Origin of the sequence: Pelomonas sp. V22 (genome assembly GCF_030014915.1) — a bacterium.
In the GTDB taxonomy this organism is placed as follows: Bacteria; Pseudomonadota; Gammaproteobacteria; order Burkholderiales; family Burkholderiaceae_C; genus JAUASW01.
Genome location: NZ_JAGIXS010000002.1, coordinates 1 through 15,717, shown reverse-complemented (window position 1 = coordinate 15,717; position 15,717 = coordinate 1). Strand labels below are relative to the sequence as shown.

Genomic DNA, 15,717 nt, shown 5'->3' with positions numbered 1-15,717 from the left:
CGATGCGGGCGGTCTCCGCGACCGCTTCAACCGATCAGACCGGCCGGCTTACTCGTACGAGGACATCGGCGGGCAGGAGCACACCAGGTTGCGGTCGCCGTAGACGTTGTCCACACGGCCCACTGGCGACCAGTACTTCTGGCGGCGCAGCGTGGCCACCGGGTAGGCGGCGACTTCGCGGCTGTAGCCATGCGTCCACTCGGTCTTCAGCAGGCTCTCGGCCGTGTGCGGCGCATTGACCAGCGGGTTGTCGGTGGCGGTCCAGGTGCCGGCCTCCACTTGCGCGATCTCAGCGCGGATGGCCAGCATCGCGTCACAGAAGCGGTCCAACTCGTACTTGGATTCGCTCTCGGTCGGCTCGACCATCAGCGTGCCGGCCACCGGGAAGCTCAGCGTCGGTGCGTGGAAGCCGTAGTCGATCAGGCGCTTGGCCACGTCTTCGGCGCCGACGCCCGTAGCGTCCTTCAAGGGGCGGATATCGAGGATGCACTCGTGCGCCACGCCGCCACCCTTCACGCCGGCGATGTTGCCGCTGAAGTGGATGTCGTAGGCATCGGCCAGGCGCGCGGCCACATAGTTGGCCGACAGGATCGCCACTTCGGTGGCGGCGGTCAGGCCTTCGGCGCCCATCATGCGGACATACATCCACGAGATCGGCAGCACGGCGGCATTGCCCAGCGGCGCGGCAGACACAGCGCCGATGGCCGTCTCGCTCACATAGCCGGCCGAGCGGTGCGTGGGCAGGTACGGCACGAGGTCGGCGACCACGCAGACCGGGCCGACGCCCGGGCCGCCACCGCCGTGCGGGATGCAGAAGGTCTTGTGCAGGTTCAGGTGGCTCACGTCGCCGCCGAACTCACCCGGCGCGGCCACGCCGACCAGCGCGTTCATGTTGGCGCCGTCCACATAGACACGGCCACCATGCGAGCGCACCAGGGCACAGATTTCCTTCACATGGGTGTCGAACACGCCATAGGTGGAGGGGTAGGTGATCATGATCGCGGCCAGGTTGGCGCTGTGCTGCTCGCACTTGGCCTTCAGGTCCACGAGGTCGATGTTGCCTTCCTTGTCGCACTTGGTGACCACCACCTGCATGCCAACCATCTGGGCCGAGGCGGGGTTGGTGCCGTGGGCCGATTCGGGGATCAGGCAGATCTTGCGATGGCCTTCGTTGCGGGCCTCATGGAAGGCCTTGATCGCCAGCAGGCCGGCGTACTCGCCCTGCGAGCCGGCGTTCGGCTGCAGAGAGATGCCGGCATAGCCGGTGGCCTGGCACAGCCATGCGGTCAGCTGATCGTTCAAGAGCGCGTAGCCCTTGAGCTGGTCGTGCGGGGCGAACGGGTGGACGCCAGCGAACTCGGGCCAGGTGATGGGGATCATCTCGCTGGTCGCATTCAGCTTCATCGTGCACGAACCCAGCGGGATCATCGTGCGGTCCAGGGCCAGGTCCTTGTCCGACAGTGCGCGGATGTAGCGCAGCATCTCGGTTTCCGAGTGGTGCGTGTTGAAGACCGGGTGCGTCAGGTACTCGCTCGTGCGGGCCAGCTCGGCCGGGATCAGCGAGGCGACGCCCTTCTCGAACGTGGCCAGGTCGAGCGACTTGCCGAACACGTCCAGGATGGCCGCCAGGTCGGCGCGCGTCGTGGTCTCGTCCAGCGAGATCGAGACGCTGGTGCTGGAGGCACGGCGGAAGTTCATGCCGGCCTTGACGGCGGCGGCCAGGATGCTTTCCGTCTTGTCGCCGGTGCTGATCGTCAGCGTGTCGAACGCAAAACCATTGCCCTTGCGGTCACCCAGGGCCTCGGCCAGGATGGCCGTGTAGCTGGCCACGCGCTGGGCGATGCGCTTCAGGCCTTGCGGGCCGTGGTAGACCGCGTACATGCTGGCCACGACGGCCGGCAGCACCTGGGCGGTACAGATGTTGGACGTGGCCTTCTCGCGGCGGATGTGCTGCTCGCGGGTCTGCAGCGCCAGGCGGTAGGCCGGGTGGCCATGCACGTCCACCGAAACGCCAACGAGGCGGCCCGGCAGGTTGCGCTTGTACTCGTCCTTGCAGGCCATGAAGGCGGCGTGCGGGCCGCCGTTGCACATGGGCATGCCGAAGCGCTGGGTCGTGCCGACAGCGATATCGGCGCCTTGCTCGGCGGGCGACTTCAGGAGCGTCAGGGCCAGCAGGTCCGTCGCGGCGATCAGCAGGCTGCCTTGGGCGTGCACGGCGTCGGCAATGGGCTGCAGCGAGCGGATCTCGCCGCTCACCGCCGGGTACTGCACCAGCGCGGCGAAGCACTCGGTCTTGCCAGCGTCCACAGCCGGGCCCACCTGCACGGTGATGCCCAGCGGCTTGGCGCGGGTCTGCACCACTTCCAGCGTCTGCGGCAGCACGTCGTCGGCCACGAAGAAGACCTGGCTCTTGCTCTTGCCCACGCGGGCGGCCAGGGTCATGGCTTCGGCGGCCGAGGTGGCTTCGTCCAGCATCGAGGAGTTGGCGATGGCCATGCCGGTCAGGTCGCAGACCATGGTCTGGAAGTTGACCAGGGCCTCCATGCGGCCTTGCGAGATTTCGGCCTGATAGGGCGTGTAGGCGGTGTACCAGGCGGGGTTCTCGAGGATGTTGCGCAGGATGACGCCGGGCGTCAGCGTGTCGTAGTAGCCCTGGCCGATGTAGCTCTTCAGCACCTGGTTCTGCGCGGCCACCTTCTTCAGCTCGGCCAGTGCGGCGGCTTCGGAAGCGACGGGCAGCAGGTCCATGCCGACCGAGCGCTTGATGCTGGTGGGCACGATGGCTTCGATCAGCGCACGGCGCGAAGCAGCACCGATCACCGACAGCATCGCGGCTTCGTCGGCGGCATCGGGGCCGATGTGGCGGGCTTGGAATTCAGCGGCGTTCTCGAGCTCGGCGAGCGGCTTCAGGGCAGACATCAGCATGGCGGCAATCCTTGGGCGCCAACCGGTTCGTGGCCGGGGGCGCGAAATCTTGGGCGGCCCGGTTCCCCGGGCGATAAAACAGCGGGCACCGAGTGCCCGCTTGCAAAACTGATCAGCTGTTCTTGACCAGCTCGTCGTAGGCCGTGGCGTCCATCAGGCCGTCCAGCTGAGCCGGGTTGCTGAGCTTGACCTTGAAGAACCAGCCGGCGTTCAGCGGGTCGCTGTTGGCCAGCGAGGGATCGTCGCGCAGGCCTTCGTTGACCTCGGTGATCTCGCCGTCCACCGGCATGTAGACATCGGCGGCCGCCTTCACGGACTCGACCACGCCGGCCACTTCCTTCTCGGCAAAGCTCGCGCCGACGGCGGGCAGGTCGACGAAGACCACGTCACCCAGCGCATCCTGCGCGTGGACCGTGATGCCCACGGTGACGATGCCGTCGGCTTCGATCTTGACCCACTCGTGGTCGGGCGTGTACTTGATGCTCATGGAGTGCTCCGTGTTGGTCGGATGAGGGAAAGAGAAAGAGTCAGGTTCAACCGCGAATCAGCCGCGATTCAACCGCGGTAGTAACCATTCGGCGTGAACGGCGTGCTCGACACCGTCATCGGCGTGCGCTTGTCGCGGACGACGGCAAACAGCTCGGTGCCGAGGGCCGCGTGGGCGATGTTCACATAAGCCAGGGCCACCGGCTTGTTGACCGTGGGGCCCAGCGTGCCGCTGGTGACCACGCCGACTTCCGTGCCGTCGGCGGTGACGATCTTGGCGCCTTCGCGCACCGGCATGCGTTCGCTGCCGACCAGGCCCACGCGCTTGCGGCTCGGCCCGTTGGCCAGTTGCTGGTCGATCACGGCGGCGCCCGGGTAGCCGCCGGCACGGGCGCCACCGGCGCGGCGCACCTTCTGGATTGCCCAGGTCAGCGAGGCTTCGACCGGGTTGGTCGTGGTGTCGATGTCATGGCCGTAGAGGCAGAGGCCGGCTTCCAGGCGCAGCGAGTCGCGGGCACCAAGGCCGATGGGCGCCACTTCGGGCTGAGCCAGCAGCTTGCGGGCCAGGGCCACGGCCTGGTCTTGATGGACCGAGATCTCGAAGCCGTCTTCGCCGGTGTAGCCGGAGCGGGTCAGGAAGGTGGGGATGCCGTCGAGCTCGAAGGAGCCGCCGGTCATGAAGGTCAGGGTGGCCACGCCCGGGTTCAGGCGGGAGAGGGCGGTCACGGCCTGCGGGCCTTGCAGGGCCAGCAGGGCCTGCTCGGGCATGGGGATGACCTCGCAGTGACCGGCCAGCTTGGCCTGCATGTGGGCGATGTCCTGCTCCTTGCAGCCCGCGTTGACGACGACGAAGAGGTCGTCGGCGCGGCGGCAGACCATCAGGTCGTCGAGGATGCCGCCCTGATCATTGGTGAACAGTGCATAGCGCTGCTTGTTCAGGCCGAGGTCGACGATGTCGACCGGCACGATGGTCTCGAGCGCGGCTGCAGCGCCAGCGCCCACGAGGCGCACCTGGCCCATGTGGGAAACGTCGAACAGGCCTGCTGAAGCGCGCGTGTGCTTGTGCTCGCCCATCACACCCATCGGGTATTGCACGGGCATGTCGTAACCACCGAAGGGCACCATCTTGGCGCCGAGTTCGATGTGGAGGGCGTGCAGCGGGGTCTTCTTAAGATCGGCGGAGGACATGAGCGGGCGCTTTCGAGGGCAATTCTTGAATCCCACCCGGATTACGGCCGGGGTGGGGGAAGTGCCCTCGCTGTCCTTGGTACTTGAGAGATTCGCCGCCGGCGTCTCGCCAGCAACTTGCCCCTTCAGTGGACGGATTCAAGACCCGCCTCTCTCCAGTGAGGAACGCCCCGATGGAGGCGTCTTGTCAGTCCTTTTGCCTGAGCGTTTGAAGCGTGGGATCAACCTATGCTTCTGCGCCTTCGGCGGTTTCCGCTAGGAAACTCTCTCCTGACGGGCGGCATTGTAGCCACGGAATTAAGCCCCACCTAAGCCGACCATGCAGAATTGACAGCCCATGCGCATTCTTCTGGTCGAGGACGATTCGATGATCGGCGAGCAGCTGCTCGAGCTGCTGCGCGCGGAAGGCTATGCGGTCGACTGGGTGCGCGACGGCGAACTGGCCGACACCGCCCTTCAGACCGAACCCTACGATCTCGTCCTGCTGGACCTCGGCCTGCCCAAGCGCGACGGCATGAGTGTGCTGCGCGCGCTGCGGGCCCGCAAGCAGGCCATGCCGGTGCTGATCGCCACGGCGCGCGATGCGGTGGAGCAGCGCATCGCCGGCCTGGATGCCGGCGCCGACGACTACGTGCTCAAGCCCTTCGAGCTGCACGAGCTGCTGGCCCGCATCCGCGCGCTCTTGCGGCGGGCCCAGGGCCGGGCCGAGCCCATCTACAGCCACAAGAACGTGAGCATCAACCCGGCCAGCCGCGAGGTGCTGCTGGAGGGCAAGCCGGTCACGCTGTCCTCGCGCGAATGGGCGGTGCTGGAGCCGCTGCTGGCGCGGCCGGGCCTGGTGCTCTCGCGCCAGCAGCTCGAAGACAAGCTCTACAGCTGGAAGGAAGAGATTTCCAGCAATGCGGTCGAGGTCTACATCCATGGCATCCGCAAGAAGCTGGGCGCCGGCCTGATCGAGAACGTGCGCGGCGTGGGCTACAGGGTGCCGCGCGAATGAGGGGCCTGCGATGGGCCGCTTGATCCGCTGGGGCCTGATGCCCCGCTCGCTGCGCGACCGCCTGGTGTTGATCCTGTTCGCGTTGCTGTCGCTGGCGGCGCTGTTGCAGGGTGGCAGCGCTTACCGCAATGCGCTGGCCGAGACCGACGAGATCTTCGACTACCAGATGCAGCAGATGGCCTTCTCGCTGCGTGGCGACCTGGCCTCGGGCCGTGGCACGGTCAGCGTGCCGCTGGGAGAGGACCAGAGCTTCGACTTCCTGGTGCAGGTCTGGAGCCTCACCGGCACGCCGCTGTTCCGCTCGCCTGGCGAGGAGTGGCTGCCGCAGCGCGCGGTGCTGGGCTTCTCGGATGTGGATTCACACGGCAAGCGCTTCCGCGTGTTCTCGATGCAGACCCGCTACCAGGTGGTGCAGATCGCCCAGGACCTGTCGGTGCGCAGCCGCATGGCCCGGCAGCTGGCGTTTCGCACCGTAGCACCGGTGGCGCTGATGCTGCCGCTGCTGGCCCTGGCTGTATGGTGGGTGGTCAGGGCCTCGCTGCGCTCGGTGCAGCGCGTGCGCGAGCAACTGGCGCAGCGCCGGCCGGACGACCTGACGCCGGTGCCCGAGCATGAGCTGCCGAGCGAGGTGCAGCCCCTGGTGCGCGAAATGAATTCGCTCTTGCTGCGGGTGCGCTCGGCCTTCGAGGCGCAGCAGCATTTCGTGGCCGACGCTGCCCATGAGCTGCGCTCGCCACTGGCGGCGCTGAAGCTGCAGCTGGAGTCGCTGCAGCGCGCCGGCGCTGAGGAGGACCGGGCGCAGGCCACGCAGCGGCTCGCGGCCGGCATCGATCGCGCCGGCCACCTGATCGAGCAGTTGCTGCTGCTGGCCCGCGCCGAGGGGCGCGATCCGCTGCCCATGCAGGCGGTGGATCTTGAGGCGCTGGCCCGTGAGGCCGTGGTCGAGGCCAGCGATGCCGCGAACGCCAAGGGCGTGGACTTGGGCCTCGAGCACAGCCAGGCGCTCAGCGTGCCGGGGCAGCCCGAGGCGCTGCGCATCCTGCTGCGCAACCTGCTGGACAACGCGATCAAGTACACGCCGGCTGGCGGCCGTGTCGACCTGAGCCTTTCACAAGCGGGCCCCGACCAGGCGCTGCTGCTGGTGGAAGACAGCGGCCCTGGCATCGCCGATGCCGACCGCGAGCGCGTCTTCGACCGTTTCTACCGCGGCAAAGGCCAGCTGCGCGCGCAGGGCGCTGGCCTCGGCCTCGCCATCGTCAAGGCGATTGCGGATCGCCATGGCGCGGCCCTCGAACTGGAGCGCTCGCGCCGCCTCGGTGGCCTGGCCGTGCGCGTGCTGCTGCCACTGATGAAGCAGTCTTAAGCGAGGTCTAAGTCCGGCGCTGCAAAGTTCATCGCATCCATTTTTTTCCCTTGAAAGGAGAGGATGCAATGACTGTCGAACGCATGATTCCCGCCAAGCGCTTGGTCTGGGCTCTGGCCACGGCCGGCGTGTTGGGCGCCGCCACCGGCGCACTCGCCATGCAGGGTGCCAAGACCGCGTTGACCAAGGTGAGCGGCAGCGACACCGTGGTCGCCAGCGCCGCGACCACGGCTCCCGTCACTGCCACTGCCGCAGCCGCAGCGCCCACCACGCTCACCATGCCCGACTTCGCCACCATCGCCGCCCGCCAGGGCGGGGCCGTGGTCAACATCAGCGTGACCGGCTCGACCAAGGTGGCGAACAGCGGCATCCAGCGCCGCATGCCCATCGACGAGGACGATCCGTTCTACGAGTTCTTCCGCCGCTTCCAGATTCCCGGCCAGCCGGGCCAGGGCGGCCAACGTGAAATGCCGGTGCGTGGCCAGGGTTCGGGCTTCATCGTGAGCGCGGACGGCATCATCCTGACCAATGCCCACGTGGTGCGCGATGCCAAGGACGTGACGGTCAAGCTGACCGACCGCCGCGAGTTCACAGCCAAGGTGCTGGGCAGCGATCCGAAGACCGACGTGGCCGTGCTGAAGATCGAAGCCAAGAACCTGCCGGTGGTGCAGCTCGGCGCCACCAAGGACCTGCGCGTCGGTGAATGGGTGCTGGCCATTGGTTCGCCCTTCGGCTTCGAGAACAGCGTCAGCGCCGGCGTGGTCAGTGCCAAGGGCCGCGCGCTGCCGCAGGAAAGCTTCGTGCCCTTCATCCAGACCGATGTGGCGATCAACCCCGGCAACTCCGGCGGCCCGCTGTTCAATGCGCGTGGCGAGGTGGTGGGCATCAACTCGCAGATCTACAGCCAGAGCGGCGGTTACCAGGGCCTGTCCTTCGCCATCCCGATCGAGGTGGCCAACCGCGTGCGCCAGCAGATCGAGAAGGGCGGCAAGGCCCAGCATGCGCGCCTCGGCATCGTGATCCAGGACGTGAACCAGGGCTTTGCCGACTCGTTCAAGCTGGACAAGCCCGAGGGTGCCCTGGTGGCCAGCGTGGAAGAGGGCAGCCCCGGCGCCAAGGCCGGCCTGCGCTCCGGTGACGTGATCCTCAAGCTCGATGGCCAGCCCATCGTGGCTTCCAGCGACCTGCCTGCGATGCTCGGCCAAGCCACGCCGGGCGAGACGGTGAAGCTGGAGATCTGGCGACAGGGCAAGCGTGAAACTCTCGGCGCCAAGCTGGGCGATGCCTCAGAGAAGCCGGCGCAGTTGGCCGATGCGGATGAAGCAGCCGGCACGGGCCAGCCCAAGCTGGGTCTGGCGCTGCGCCCGCTGCAGCCCGAGGAGCGCCGCGAAGGCGGTGCCCGAGAAGGCCTGCTGGTCCAGGAAGCTCAGGGGCCCGCTGCCAACGCTGGCGTGCGCCCGGGCGACGTGTTGCTGGCGATCAATGGCACGCCGGTCAGCTCGGTCGAGCAGGTGCGCAAGGTCGTGGCCGACAGCGGCAAGTCAGTGGCCCTCCTGGTCCAGCGCGGACGCGACAAGATCTTCCTGCCGGTCAAGCTCGGCTGAGTTTTCTGGCAACAGATCCCAACCGGCAAGGCCGGGCCACGTGGCCCGGCCTTTTGCTTTTGGACGGGAGGCACGGGGTCGTGCACCCACGCCCGAATTGTTGTATGATGCTCATCATGCGAAAACAGCAAATCAGCGCCCGAGCTGCGGCCAAGGAAGAAACGCACGAGCGTATCGTCGCTGTGGCTGCCCGGGCCATCCGGCGCAGCGGCTACGACGGAACTGGTGTCGCGGACATCATGAAGGAGGCCGGCCTGACGCACGGTGCCTTCTATGCCCACTTCGCCTCGCGCGAGGCCATGTTGGCCGAGGCGGCCGGCCAGGCCTGCGCTGAGTCGGCGGCTGCCGTCATGGAGGTCGTGGCGAGCGTGCCACCCGGCAAGTCCCTGGAGGCCATGCTGCGGGCCTACCTGTCCAAGGAACATCTCGTGCAGGTTGAAGCAGGCTGCCCGTTGGCGGCGCTGGGTTCCGAATCCTCACGCCAGGCGGCCGAGGTGCGCCGGGTGACCACCCGACACATCAAGGAAATGGTCGACCTCGCGGCCCGGCAGACGCCCGACTGGGGGCAGCCCGCGGCCCATGAGCGCGCGCTGGTCACCGTGTCCACCATGGTCGGCGCCCTGATGCTGGCCCGCGCGGTGGACGACCCGGCCCTGTCCGATGGCCTTCGCGAGGCCGCCCTCAAGCATCTGCTCCCCGCAACGTCCTGAACTTGGCGATGAACGCCGCCCATTTGCTCGTCTTTACATATTGCGAACATCATGCGAAATGCGCGCAGACTCGTTCACCCAGCCCACGCATTGACGGAGAAACAGCATGAAAGAACCCCAGAAGATCGCCCTCGTGACCGGTGCCTCATCGGGCATCGGCCAGGCCACGGCAGAACGGCTGGCCAAGGCCGGCTACAAGGTCTATGGCACCAGCCGCCGCGGCGCCCCGGCGAGGGGGGCCTCGTTCGAGATGCTGCCGCTGGACGTCGGCAGCGACGCATCGGTCGACGCTGCCGTGCGGACGCTGATGCAGCGCGAAGGACGCATCGACCTGCTCGTCAACAACGCGGGCTTCGGGCTGGCGCCGGCGGGCGCTGAAGAGAGCTCGCTGGAGCAGGCGCGGGCCATCTTTGACACCAACTTCTTCGGCATCGTCCGGATGACCCGCGCCGTGGTGCCGCAGATGCGCAGCCAGGGCAGTGGGCGCATCATCAACATCGGCTCGGTGCTGGGCTTCTTGCCCATGCCCTACATGGCGCTGTATTCGGCCACCAAGCATGCGGTGGCGGGCTACTCGGAGTCGCTGGACCACGAACTGCGCACGCAGGGCATCCGCGTCTCGGTGGTCGAGCCGGCCTACATCAACACGCCGTTCGAGGCGAACCTGATGCAGCCCGACGCGCCGCTCGAGGTGTACCGCGAGATCCGCGCGGGCGTGGAGAGGAGGGTGAAGGAAGTGCTGGTGGGCGCCGACGGCCCCGAGGTGGTGGCCGAGATGGTGCTGAAGGCGGCGCAGGCAGCGCGCCCCAAGATCCACTATGCCCCCGGACTCGCCAGCCGCATGCAATGGCTGCGCCGCTTCGCACCCGCCCGCGTGCTGGATGCCGGCGTGCGCAAGGACCTGCGTCTCCAGGCCTGAACCCAAGGAAAGAAGATCATGAAAGCATTTGTCCTCGATGGTTATGGGAAACAGCGCGCGCTGCGCCAGGCCGAGATGCCGGAGCCGGCGCTGCGCGATGACGAAGTGCTGGTGCAGGTGCACGCTGCGGCCGTCAACCTGCTGGACTCCAAGATCCGGGACGGCGAGTTCAAGCTCATCCTGCCCTATCGCATGCCGCTGATCCTGGGCCACGACCTGGCCGGCGTGGTGGTGAAGGTCGGCCCGGGCGTGCGGCGGTTCAAGCCGGGCGACGAGGTCTATGCGCGGGCCGATGATTTCCGGATCGGCAGCTTCGCCGAGCTCATTCCGGTCCGGGAGGCCTCGCTGGCGCTCAAGCCCCAGGGCCTCACGATGGAAGAAGCGGCCTCACTCCCGCTGGTGGGCCTGACCGCCTGGCAGGCGCTGGTGGAAGTGGCACAGCTGAAGAAGGGGCAGAAGGTGTTCATCCAGGCCGGCTCGGGCGGCGTGGGCACCTTCGCCATCCAGCTGGCCAAGCATCTGGGCGCCCACGTTGCCACGACCACCAGCGCGACCAATGCCGAGCTCGTGAAGCGCCTGGGCGCTGATGTGGTCGTCGACTACCGGACGCAGGATTTCGAGGCGCAACTGCGCGACTACGACCTGGTGCTTCACAGCCAGGACGGCAAGGCGCTGGACAAGTCGCTGCGCGTACTCAGGCGCGGCGGCAAGCTTGTCTCCATCTCGGGGCCGGCCGATCCTGCGTTCGGCCAGCAGATCGCGGCGCCGGGCTTCGTGAAGCTGGTCATCCGGCTGCTGAGCTCGGGCGTGCGGCGCAAGGCGCGCAGCCTGGGCCTCGACTACCGCTTCCTGTTCATGAAGGCCAGCGGCAGCCAGCTGCGCGAGATCACCAGCCTCGTCGAGGCCGGTGCCATCCGGCCGGTGATCGACAAGGTGTTCCCCTTTGCCTCCACCACCGAGGCTCTCGCCTACGTCGAGTCGGGGCGCGCCAAGGGCAAGGTGGTCATCCGCGTCAAATAAAAAGGGGCCGCCGCGGCGGCCCCTCGGACACTCAGGCCAGGACAGCCTCAGTCGCCATGGCCGTGGCCGGTCAGCTCCATGTCGACCGGCATGCCCTTGGCATCGGAGCCATCGAAGAAGAAGGGCTTGCGCGGCTTGCTGCGCGAGATCACTTCGTTCATCGAGGGCACCTCGAACACGCGGCCGTTGATCATCACGTGGCTGATGCGGTCGCTCTGGCGGATGTCCTTCAGCACGTCGCCGTCAATCACCACCAGGTCGGCCAGCTTGCCCACTTCCAGCGAACCCACGTCCTTGTCGAGACCGAGGTAACGGGCCGGGTTGATGGTGGCGGTGCGCAGCGCTTCCAGCGAGTTCATGCCGCCGAGGCCGAACATCCACATCTCCCAGTGCGCGCCCAGGCCTTCACGCTGGCCGTGGGCACCAATATTGGCCGGCACGCCGGCGCGCTGCAGTTCGGCTGCCGTCTTGGCGACCTGGATGACGTTGAAGTCTTCCTCGGGCGCGGTCTCGCGGCGCACGCTGCGCGGCACCAGCACGCTGGCCGGCACGAACTTGCTGAGGATGGGGTGCTTCCAGACCTCGGTGCGGGCGTACCAGTAGTGCTCGCCATCGAGGCCACCGTAGGCCACGTTCAGCGTGGGCGTGTAGCCGACTTGCGTCTGGCTCCAGAACTGCTTGACGTCGTCGTAGACCTTGGCGATGGGCAGCGCATGCTCCACGCCGGTGTGGCCGTCGACCACCATGCTCATGTTCAGCTGGAACATCGAGCCGCCCTCGGGCACGACCATCATGCCGGTCTGGCGCGCAGCCTCGATCACCTGCTGGCGCTGCTCGCGGCGCGGCTGCTGGTAGCTCTTGACGCTGATGGCGCCGGCCGCCTTCATGCGCTTCAGGTGGGTCAGGGCGTCGTCGTAGCTGTTGATCACAGCGGTGAAAGGCGTCTTGGCGCCGTACAGGATGGTGCCGGTCGAGTAGATGCGCGGGCCGACCACCAGGCCGGCACGCTGCATCTCGGACTGCGTGAAGATCTCGCCGCTGTTGTTGCTGGGGTCGTGGATGGTGGTCAGGCCGAAGGCCAGCGAGGCGTAGTTGACCCAGCTCTGCTGCGGGATCAGCGCGCTCTCGCCCATGCCGCCATGCCAGTGGGCGTCGATGAAGCCCGGCACGATGGTCTTGCCCTTGGCGTCCATGATCTTGGCGTCAGCCGGCACGGCCACTTCGCCGGCCTTGCCGATGGCGGCAATGCGGTTGCCATCGATCACGATCACGCCGTTCTCGATCACTTCATCTGCGGCCGCACCGCGCATCGTGGCGATGCGGGCCCCGGTGATCACGATCTTGCCGGTGGGCTTGTCGCTGGTCGCCTTGAAGCCGATCTTCTGGCCGCTCTCCTGCGGCTTGTAGGGAGCAGTCTTGCCGTCGGCACCGACAGCAAAGGCCTGCGACAGCGGCACGGTGAACAGCTCGTCGCCCATGGCGAAGTGCAGCTTCTGGCTGTCGGCCGACCAGTGCATCTGCTCGCCGGCGTTCACGTCCAGCTGCCGCACCGGGATGCTGTCCATCTTGGGCGCCACGGTGATGGGCTTGCCGGTCTGTGGCAGGGGAGTCACGTAGGCATGGAAGCGCTCGGTGAAGCCCAGCCACTGGCCATCCGGCGAGATGGCGTAGTCGGCGCCGTTCTCGTTGCGCGCCACCTCGGTCTCGCTGCGATCCTTCAGGTCCACGCGCACCAGCTTGCGCACGCTGTCGACCTCGCTGGTCGACTGGCTGCGGCTCAGGTAGATCGCGTCATTGCTGGCGCCGAACTGCGGGTCATTGCCGTCCTTGGCCACGCGCTGCGGCTGGCCCTTGCCATCGGCCGCGACGATGTAGATGCCGTTCTCGATGCCGTACCAGGGCGAGGTCAGGAAGCCGCCGCGCGACTTCAGATAGACCACGCTCTTGCCATCCGGCGAGAAGCGCGGCGCCAGGTACTTGCCGGGCGCCGTGGTCAGCACAGTCTCCTTGCCGCTGGCGATGTCCAGCTTGCGCACCGTGCCCAGCTTCTCGTCGTTCCAGCTCACATAGACCAGCTCGCGGCCGTCGCGCGAGAAGCTTGGATAGAACTCGAAATGCTCACCCTGCTTGGTGATGCGGCGGGCCGTGCCGTTGCCTGCGAGGTCCTTCACATAGAGATGCCCCATGGCCGAGTAGACGACCGACTTGCCGTCCGGCGCCACGCGCACCCAGCGCAGCTGGTGCACGTCGAACTGGTCCGGTGCCACGACCTGCGGCACGCGCAGCGCCTCACGCACTTCACGCGTGTCCTTCACGTGGAAGGCGATCTCGCTGGCGCTGCTCTTGAACGGGTCGACGCGCCACAGCTTGCCCTTGGCCCAGACCACGATGTTCTTGGCATCCGGCGTCCAGGCGAACGAGGGGTAGACGCCATAGACCGACCAGGATTCCTGCAGGTCGCGCTCCAGCTCACCCCAGGCGGCGAATTCGCGGCCGGTTTGCAGGTCCTTCAGGAAGAGGGTGCTCTGGTTGCGCACGCGGCGCACGAAGGCGAGGTACTTGCCGTCGGGCGAGGGCGTCGGGCGGATCGCGCCGCCGGCGCCCTGCACGAAGGCCTCGGTCGTGCCGTCGCGCAGGTCCTGGCGGAAGATCTTGAAGATCTCGCCATTGCTGTCCTTGTTGTACTCAAACGCGCGGCCGGGCGTGGCGTCGTTCGAGTAGTAAAGGTAGTTGCCATCGGGCGAAATCGCCGGCTCGCCGAGGTCCTTCTGCCAGTTGGGCTTCTCGTTCAGCTGCAGGCCCTTGCCACCGTCGAGGTGGTACATCCAGATCTCGCCGGAGCCGGCCGAGCGCGTGCCGGTGTAGTGCTTGCGCGCCAGGATGTACTTGCCGTTCGGGTGCCAGACCGGGTTGTTGAGCAGGCGGAAGTCTTCCTTGGTGACCTGGCGCGGATTGCTGCCGTCGGCATTCATCACCCAGACGTTGTCGCCACCAGCGGCGTCGGACAGGAAGGCAATCTGCTTGCCGTCCGGCGACCAGCGCGCCTGGTGCTCCCAGGCCATCGAATGCGTCAGCGCCTTGGCTTCACCGCCACCGATCGGCAGCGTGTAGAGGTCGCCCAGCAGGTCGAACACGAGGGTCTTGCCGTCGGGGCTCACGTCCACGCTCATCCAGCTGCCGGTGCGTGTGTCGAGGTTGACCGTCTTTGCAGGTCCGGGTGGCGCGTTGACGTTCCAGGCCGGCTTCTTGGCGGCGGTATCTGCGGCAGGAGCGGCAGTCTGGGCTTGTGCAGCCTGACCAAGGCCCAGGATGAGGGCGGTGGCCAGCAGGCTCAGGCGCGGGTGGCGCATGGCGGCGAAGGTAGGCATCGGGTGGATCTTTCGGTGAGAGAGGTGTGGAAAGAAACGGTCGGCGCGGAGCATAGCGGCGTGACGCAGGTGTGACCAAAGACAGGGGGCGGCCTTGTCTACACTGCGCCCAGCCTGGATTCAGGAACAGGGCCATTGGGCAGGGAGGATGGGGGCATGAAGACAAGGGTTTTCCGCAGGCACGGCCCGTTGGCGCCTGCACCTGTCGATTCCCTGCCGGTCGGCCCGTCGTTCATAGGTCAATCGTTCAAAAGGAATTCCGCATGAAGTACCTGGGACTCGCTTACTTCACTCCCGAGAAGTTCGCCACCATGGCGCCCGACGAGGTCAAGGCCCTGGTCAGCCAATGTCCGGCTCTGGACGAAAAGATGCGTGCCACCGGCAAGGTGCTGGTGTCGGCATCGCTCGGGGACCTGGAGAACTGGCGTACCTTGCGGCCGCGTGGCGGCAAGACGCACATCAGCGACGGGCCGTACACCGAGTCCAAGGAAGTGGTCGGTGGGCTGTTCATCATCGAGGCGGACAACCCCGAGGAGGCGCTGCGCATCGCCTCCATGCACCCGGCCGCTACGCTGGGTGAAGCGGGCGGCTGGGCGGTGGAACTCATCCCCATGGATTTCTATCTGGCCCCTTAAGGGCTAAGCCTGGCCGCGCGGCTCCAGCATGGCGGCATTGATGGCTGCGCAATCTGAGTCCTCGTCTTCGTAGATCACGAGGAACCAGAAAGATTGAGCGGGCGATCCCAAGACTTCCTCGAGATCAGCAGCCGGTCGGGCAAGCTTGAGCCGGACGTCCAGTGGCAGTTCGTCCGCCTCGGCCAGGCGCTGGCGCGGCAGGGCTTGCAATTCCGGCGCATCGTCCCGGAGGTCGAGCACGACAAGCAGGTCGTTGGTCGCAAAGTGCTGCTGGGCCGCCTGGGCAAAGTTGAAGACGCGCTCATCGAGGATTTCATGCAAGAGTAAGGGGTCGACATTTAGCCCCGTGAGGCTGCTCCATAAGTTGTTGATTCACAAAGAGTGCCAGTTCTGCGTGGGGCGAATTGTTGTCGCAGTTTCGGAGCTGAATCGCCCCGGGTTCCCTAGACACTTTTGAGCCGTTGGGAATGGCGTCGCTCGAACTCTGCCGGCGAAGTATCTC

General features: G+C 66.8%; 12 protein-coding genes and 2 riboswitches. Of the genes, 7 read left to right on the top strand and 5 right to left on the bottom strand.

Annotated elements, in window-relative coordinates; translation table 11 throughout:
- Positions 1 to 48: 48 nt before the first annotated feature.
- From gcvP to gcvT, 3 genes are all read right to left on the bottom strand, one after another.
- Entirely contained in the window at positions 49 to 2,925 is a 2,877-nt protein-coding gene (gene gcvP, locus J7U46_RS09190; RefSeq protein ID WP_282825065.1) for an aminomethyl-transferring glycine dehydrogenase, read from the bottom strand.
- Between the two features lie 112 nt (positions 2,926 to 3,037).
- Complete coding sequence (gene gcvH, locus J7U46_RS09185; RefSeq protein ID WP_282825064.1) at positions 3,038 to 3,412, bottom strand: glycine cleavage system protein GcvH; 375 nt, start codon at positions 3,410 to 3,412, stop codon at positions 3,038 to 3,040.
- Positions 3,413 to 3,480: 68 nt separating this feature from the next.
- Positions 3,481 to 4,599 carry a glycine cleavage system aminomethyltransferase GcvT gene (gene gcvT, locus J7U46_RS09180; protein WP_282825062.1) on the bottom strand — a complete coding sequence of 373 codons (1,119 nt, stop codon included), beginning with the start codon at positions 4,597 to 4,599 and terminating at the stop codon, positions 3,481 to 3,483.
- Between the two features lie 60 nt (positions 4,600 to 4,659).
- Positions 4,660 to 4,768: riboswitch (glycine riboswitch) on the bottom strand.
- Between the two features lie 9 nt (positions 4,769 to 4,777).
- Positions 4,778 to 4,882: riboswitch (glycine riboswitch) on the bottom strand.
- Positions 4,883 to 4,936: 54 nt separating this feature from the next.
- On the opposite strand from gcvT, the gene J7U46_RS09175 reads away from it, so the two are divergent.
- The 6 genes from J7U46_RS09175 (at position 4,937) to J7U46_RS09150 (ending at position 11,212) form a co-directional block, all read left to right on the top strand.
- Complete coding sequence (locus J7U46_RS09175; RefSeq protein WP_282825060.1) at positions 4,937 to 5,596, top strand: response regulator; 660 nt, start codon at positions 4,937 to 4,939, stop codon at positions 5,594 to 5,596.
- Positions 5,597 to 5,606: 10 nt separating this feature from the next.
- Positions 5,607 to 6,959, top strand: coding sequence for an ATP-binding protein (locus J7U46_RS09170; protein ID WP_282825058.1), 1,353 nt, complete (start codon positions 5,607 to 5,609; stop codon positions 6,957 to 6,959).
- A 68-nt stretch (positions 6,960 to 7,027) separates the two neighbouring features.
- Positions 7,028 to 8,563 carry a DegQ family serine endoprotease gene (locus J7U46_RS09165; protein WP_282825057.1) on the top strand — a complete coding sequence of 512 codons (1,536 nt, stop codon included), beginning with the start codon at positions 7,028 to 7,030 and terminating at the stop codon, positions 8,561 to 8,563.
- A 104-nt stretch (positions 8,564 to 8,667) separates the two neighbouring features.
- Positions 8,668 to 9,273, top strand: a complete 606-nt coding sequence (locus J7U46_RS09160; RefSeq protein ID WP_282825056.1) for a TetR/AcrR family transcriptional regulator — start codon at positions 8,668 to 8,670, stop codon at positions 9,271 to 9,273.
- 106 nt (positions 9,274 to 9,379) lie between these two features.
- Positions 9,380 to 10,192, top strand: a complete 813-nt coding sequence (locus J7U46_RS09155; protein ID WP_282825054.1) for an oxidoreductase — start codon at positions 9,380 to 9,382, stop codon at positions 10,190 to 10,192.
- Between the two features lie 18 nt (positions 10,193 to 10,210).
- The gene (locus J7U46_RS09150) at positions 10,211 to 11,212 is read left to right on the top strand and encodes an NADP-dependent oxidoreductase (RefSeq protein ID WP_282825052.1); all 1,002 of its coding nucleotides are present in this window, start codon (positions 10,211 to 10,213) and stop codon (positions 11,210 to 11,212) included.
- 47 nt (positions 11,213 to 11,259) lie between these two features.
- On the opposite strand, the gene J7U46_RS09145 is transcribed toward J7U46_RS09150, so the two are convergent.
- Positions 11,260 to 14,580: an amidohydrolase family protein gene (locus J7U46_RS09145; protein WP_282825050.1), complete on the bottom strand. Its 3,321-nt coding sequence runs from the start codon at positions 14,578 to 14,580 to the stop codon at positions 11,260 to 11,262.
- Between the two features lie 263 nt (positions 14,581 to 14,843).
- Between J7U46_RS09145 and J7U46_RS09140 the strand changes: the two genes are divergently transcribed.
- Complete coding sequence (locus J7U46_RS09140; RefSeq protein WP_282825049.1) at positions 14,844 to 15,215, top strand: YciI family protein; 372 nt, start codon at positions 14,844 to 14,846, stop codon at positions 15,213 to 15,215.
- Positions 15,216 to 15,218: 3 nt separating this feature from the next.
- Here the strand turns inward: J7U46_RS09140 and J7U46_RS09135 are convergent, their stop codons facing one another.
- Positions 15,219 to 15,536 carry a hypothetical protein gene (locus J7U46_RS09135; RefSeq protein ID WP_282825047.1) on the bottom strand — a complete coding sequence of 106 codons (318 nt, stop codon included), beginning with the start codon at positions 15,534 to 15,536 and terminating at the stop codon, positions 15,219 to 15,221.
- Between the last annotated feature and the right edge of the window lie 181 nt (positions 15,537 to 15,717).

What these genes read in the sequence shown, in the direction of transcription:
- gcvH (WP_282825064.1), bottom strand. Translation starts at nt 3,412, where the DNA reads ATGAGCATCAAGTACACGCCCGACCACGAGTGGGTCAAGATCGAAGCC.
- J7U46_RS09145 (WP_282825050.1), bottom strand. Translation starts at nt 14,580, where the DNA reads ATGCCTACCTTCGCCGCCATGCGCCACCCGCGCCTGAGCCTGCTGGCC.
- J7U46_RS09150 (WP_282825052.1), top strand. Translation starts at nt 10,211, where the DNA reads ATGAAAGCATTTGTCCTCGATGGTTATGGGAAACAGCGCGCGCTGCGC.
- J7U46_RS09140 (WP_282825049.1), top strand. Translation starts at nt 14,844, where the DNA reads ATGAAGTACCTGGGACTCGCTTACTTCACTCCCGAGAAGTTCGCCACC.
- gcvT (WP_282825062.1), bottom strand. Translation starts at nt 4,599, where the DNA reads ATGTCCTCCGCCGATCTTAAGAAGACCCCGCTGCACGCCCTCCACATC.
- J7U46_RS09165 (WP_282825057.1), top strand. Translation starts at nt 7,028, where the DNA reads ATGACTGTCGAACGCATGATTCCCGCCAAGCGCTTGGTCTGGGCTCTG.
- J7U46_RS09170 (WP_282825058.1), top strand. Translation starts at nt 5,607, where the DNA reads ATGGGCCGCTTGATCCGCTGGGGCCTGATGCCCCGCTCGCTGCGCGAC.
- J7U46_RS09155 (WP_282825054.1), top strand. Translation starts at nt 9,380, where the DNA reads ATGAAAGAACCCCAGAAGATCGCCCTCGTGACCGGTGCCTCATCGGGC.
- J7U46_RS09160 (WP_282825056.1), top strand. Translation starts at nt 8,668, where the DNA reads ATGATGCTCATCATGCGAAAACAGCAAATCAGCGCCCGAGCTGCGGCC.
- gcvP (WP_282825065.1), bottom strand. Translation starts at nt 2,925, where the DNA reads ATGCTGATGTCTGCCCTGAAGCCGCTCGCCGAGCTCGAGAACGCCGCT.
- J7U46_RS09175 (WP_282825060.1), top strand. Translation starts at nt 4,937, where the DNA reads ATGCGCATTCTTCTGGTCGAGGACGATTCGATGATCGGCGAGCAGCTG.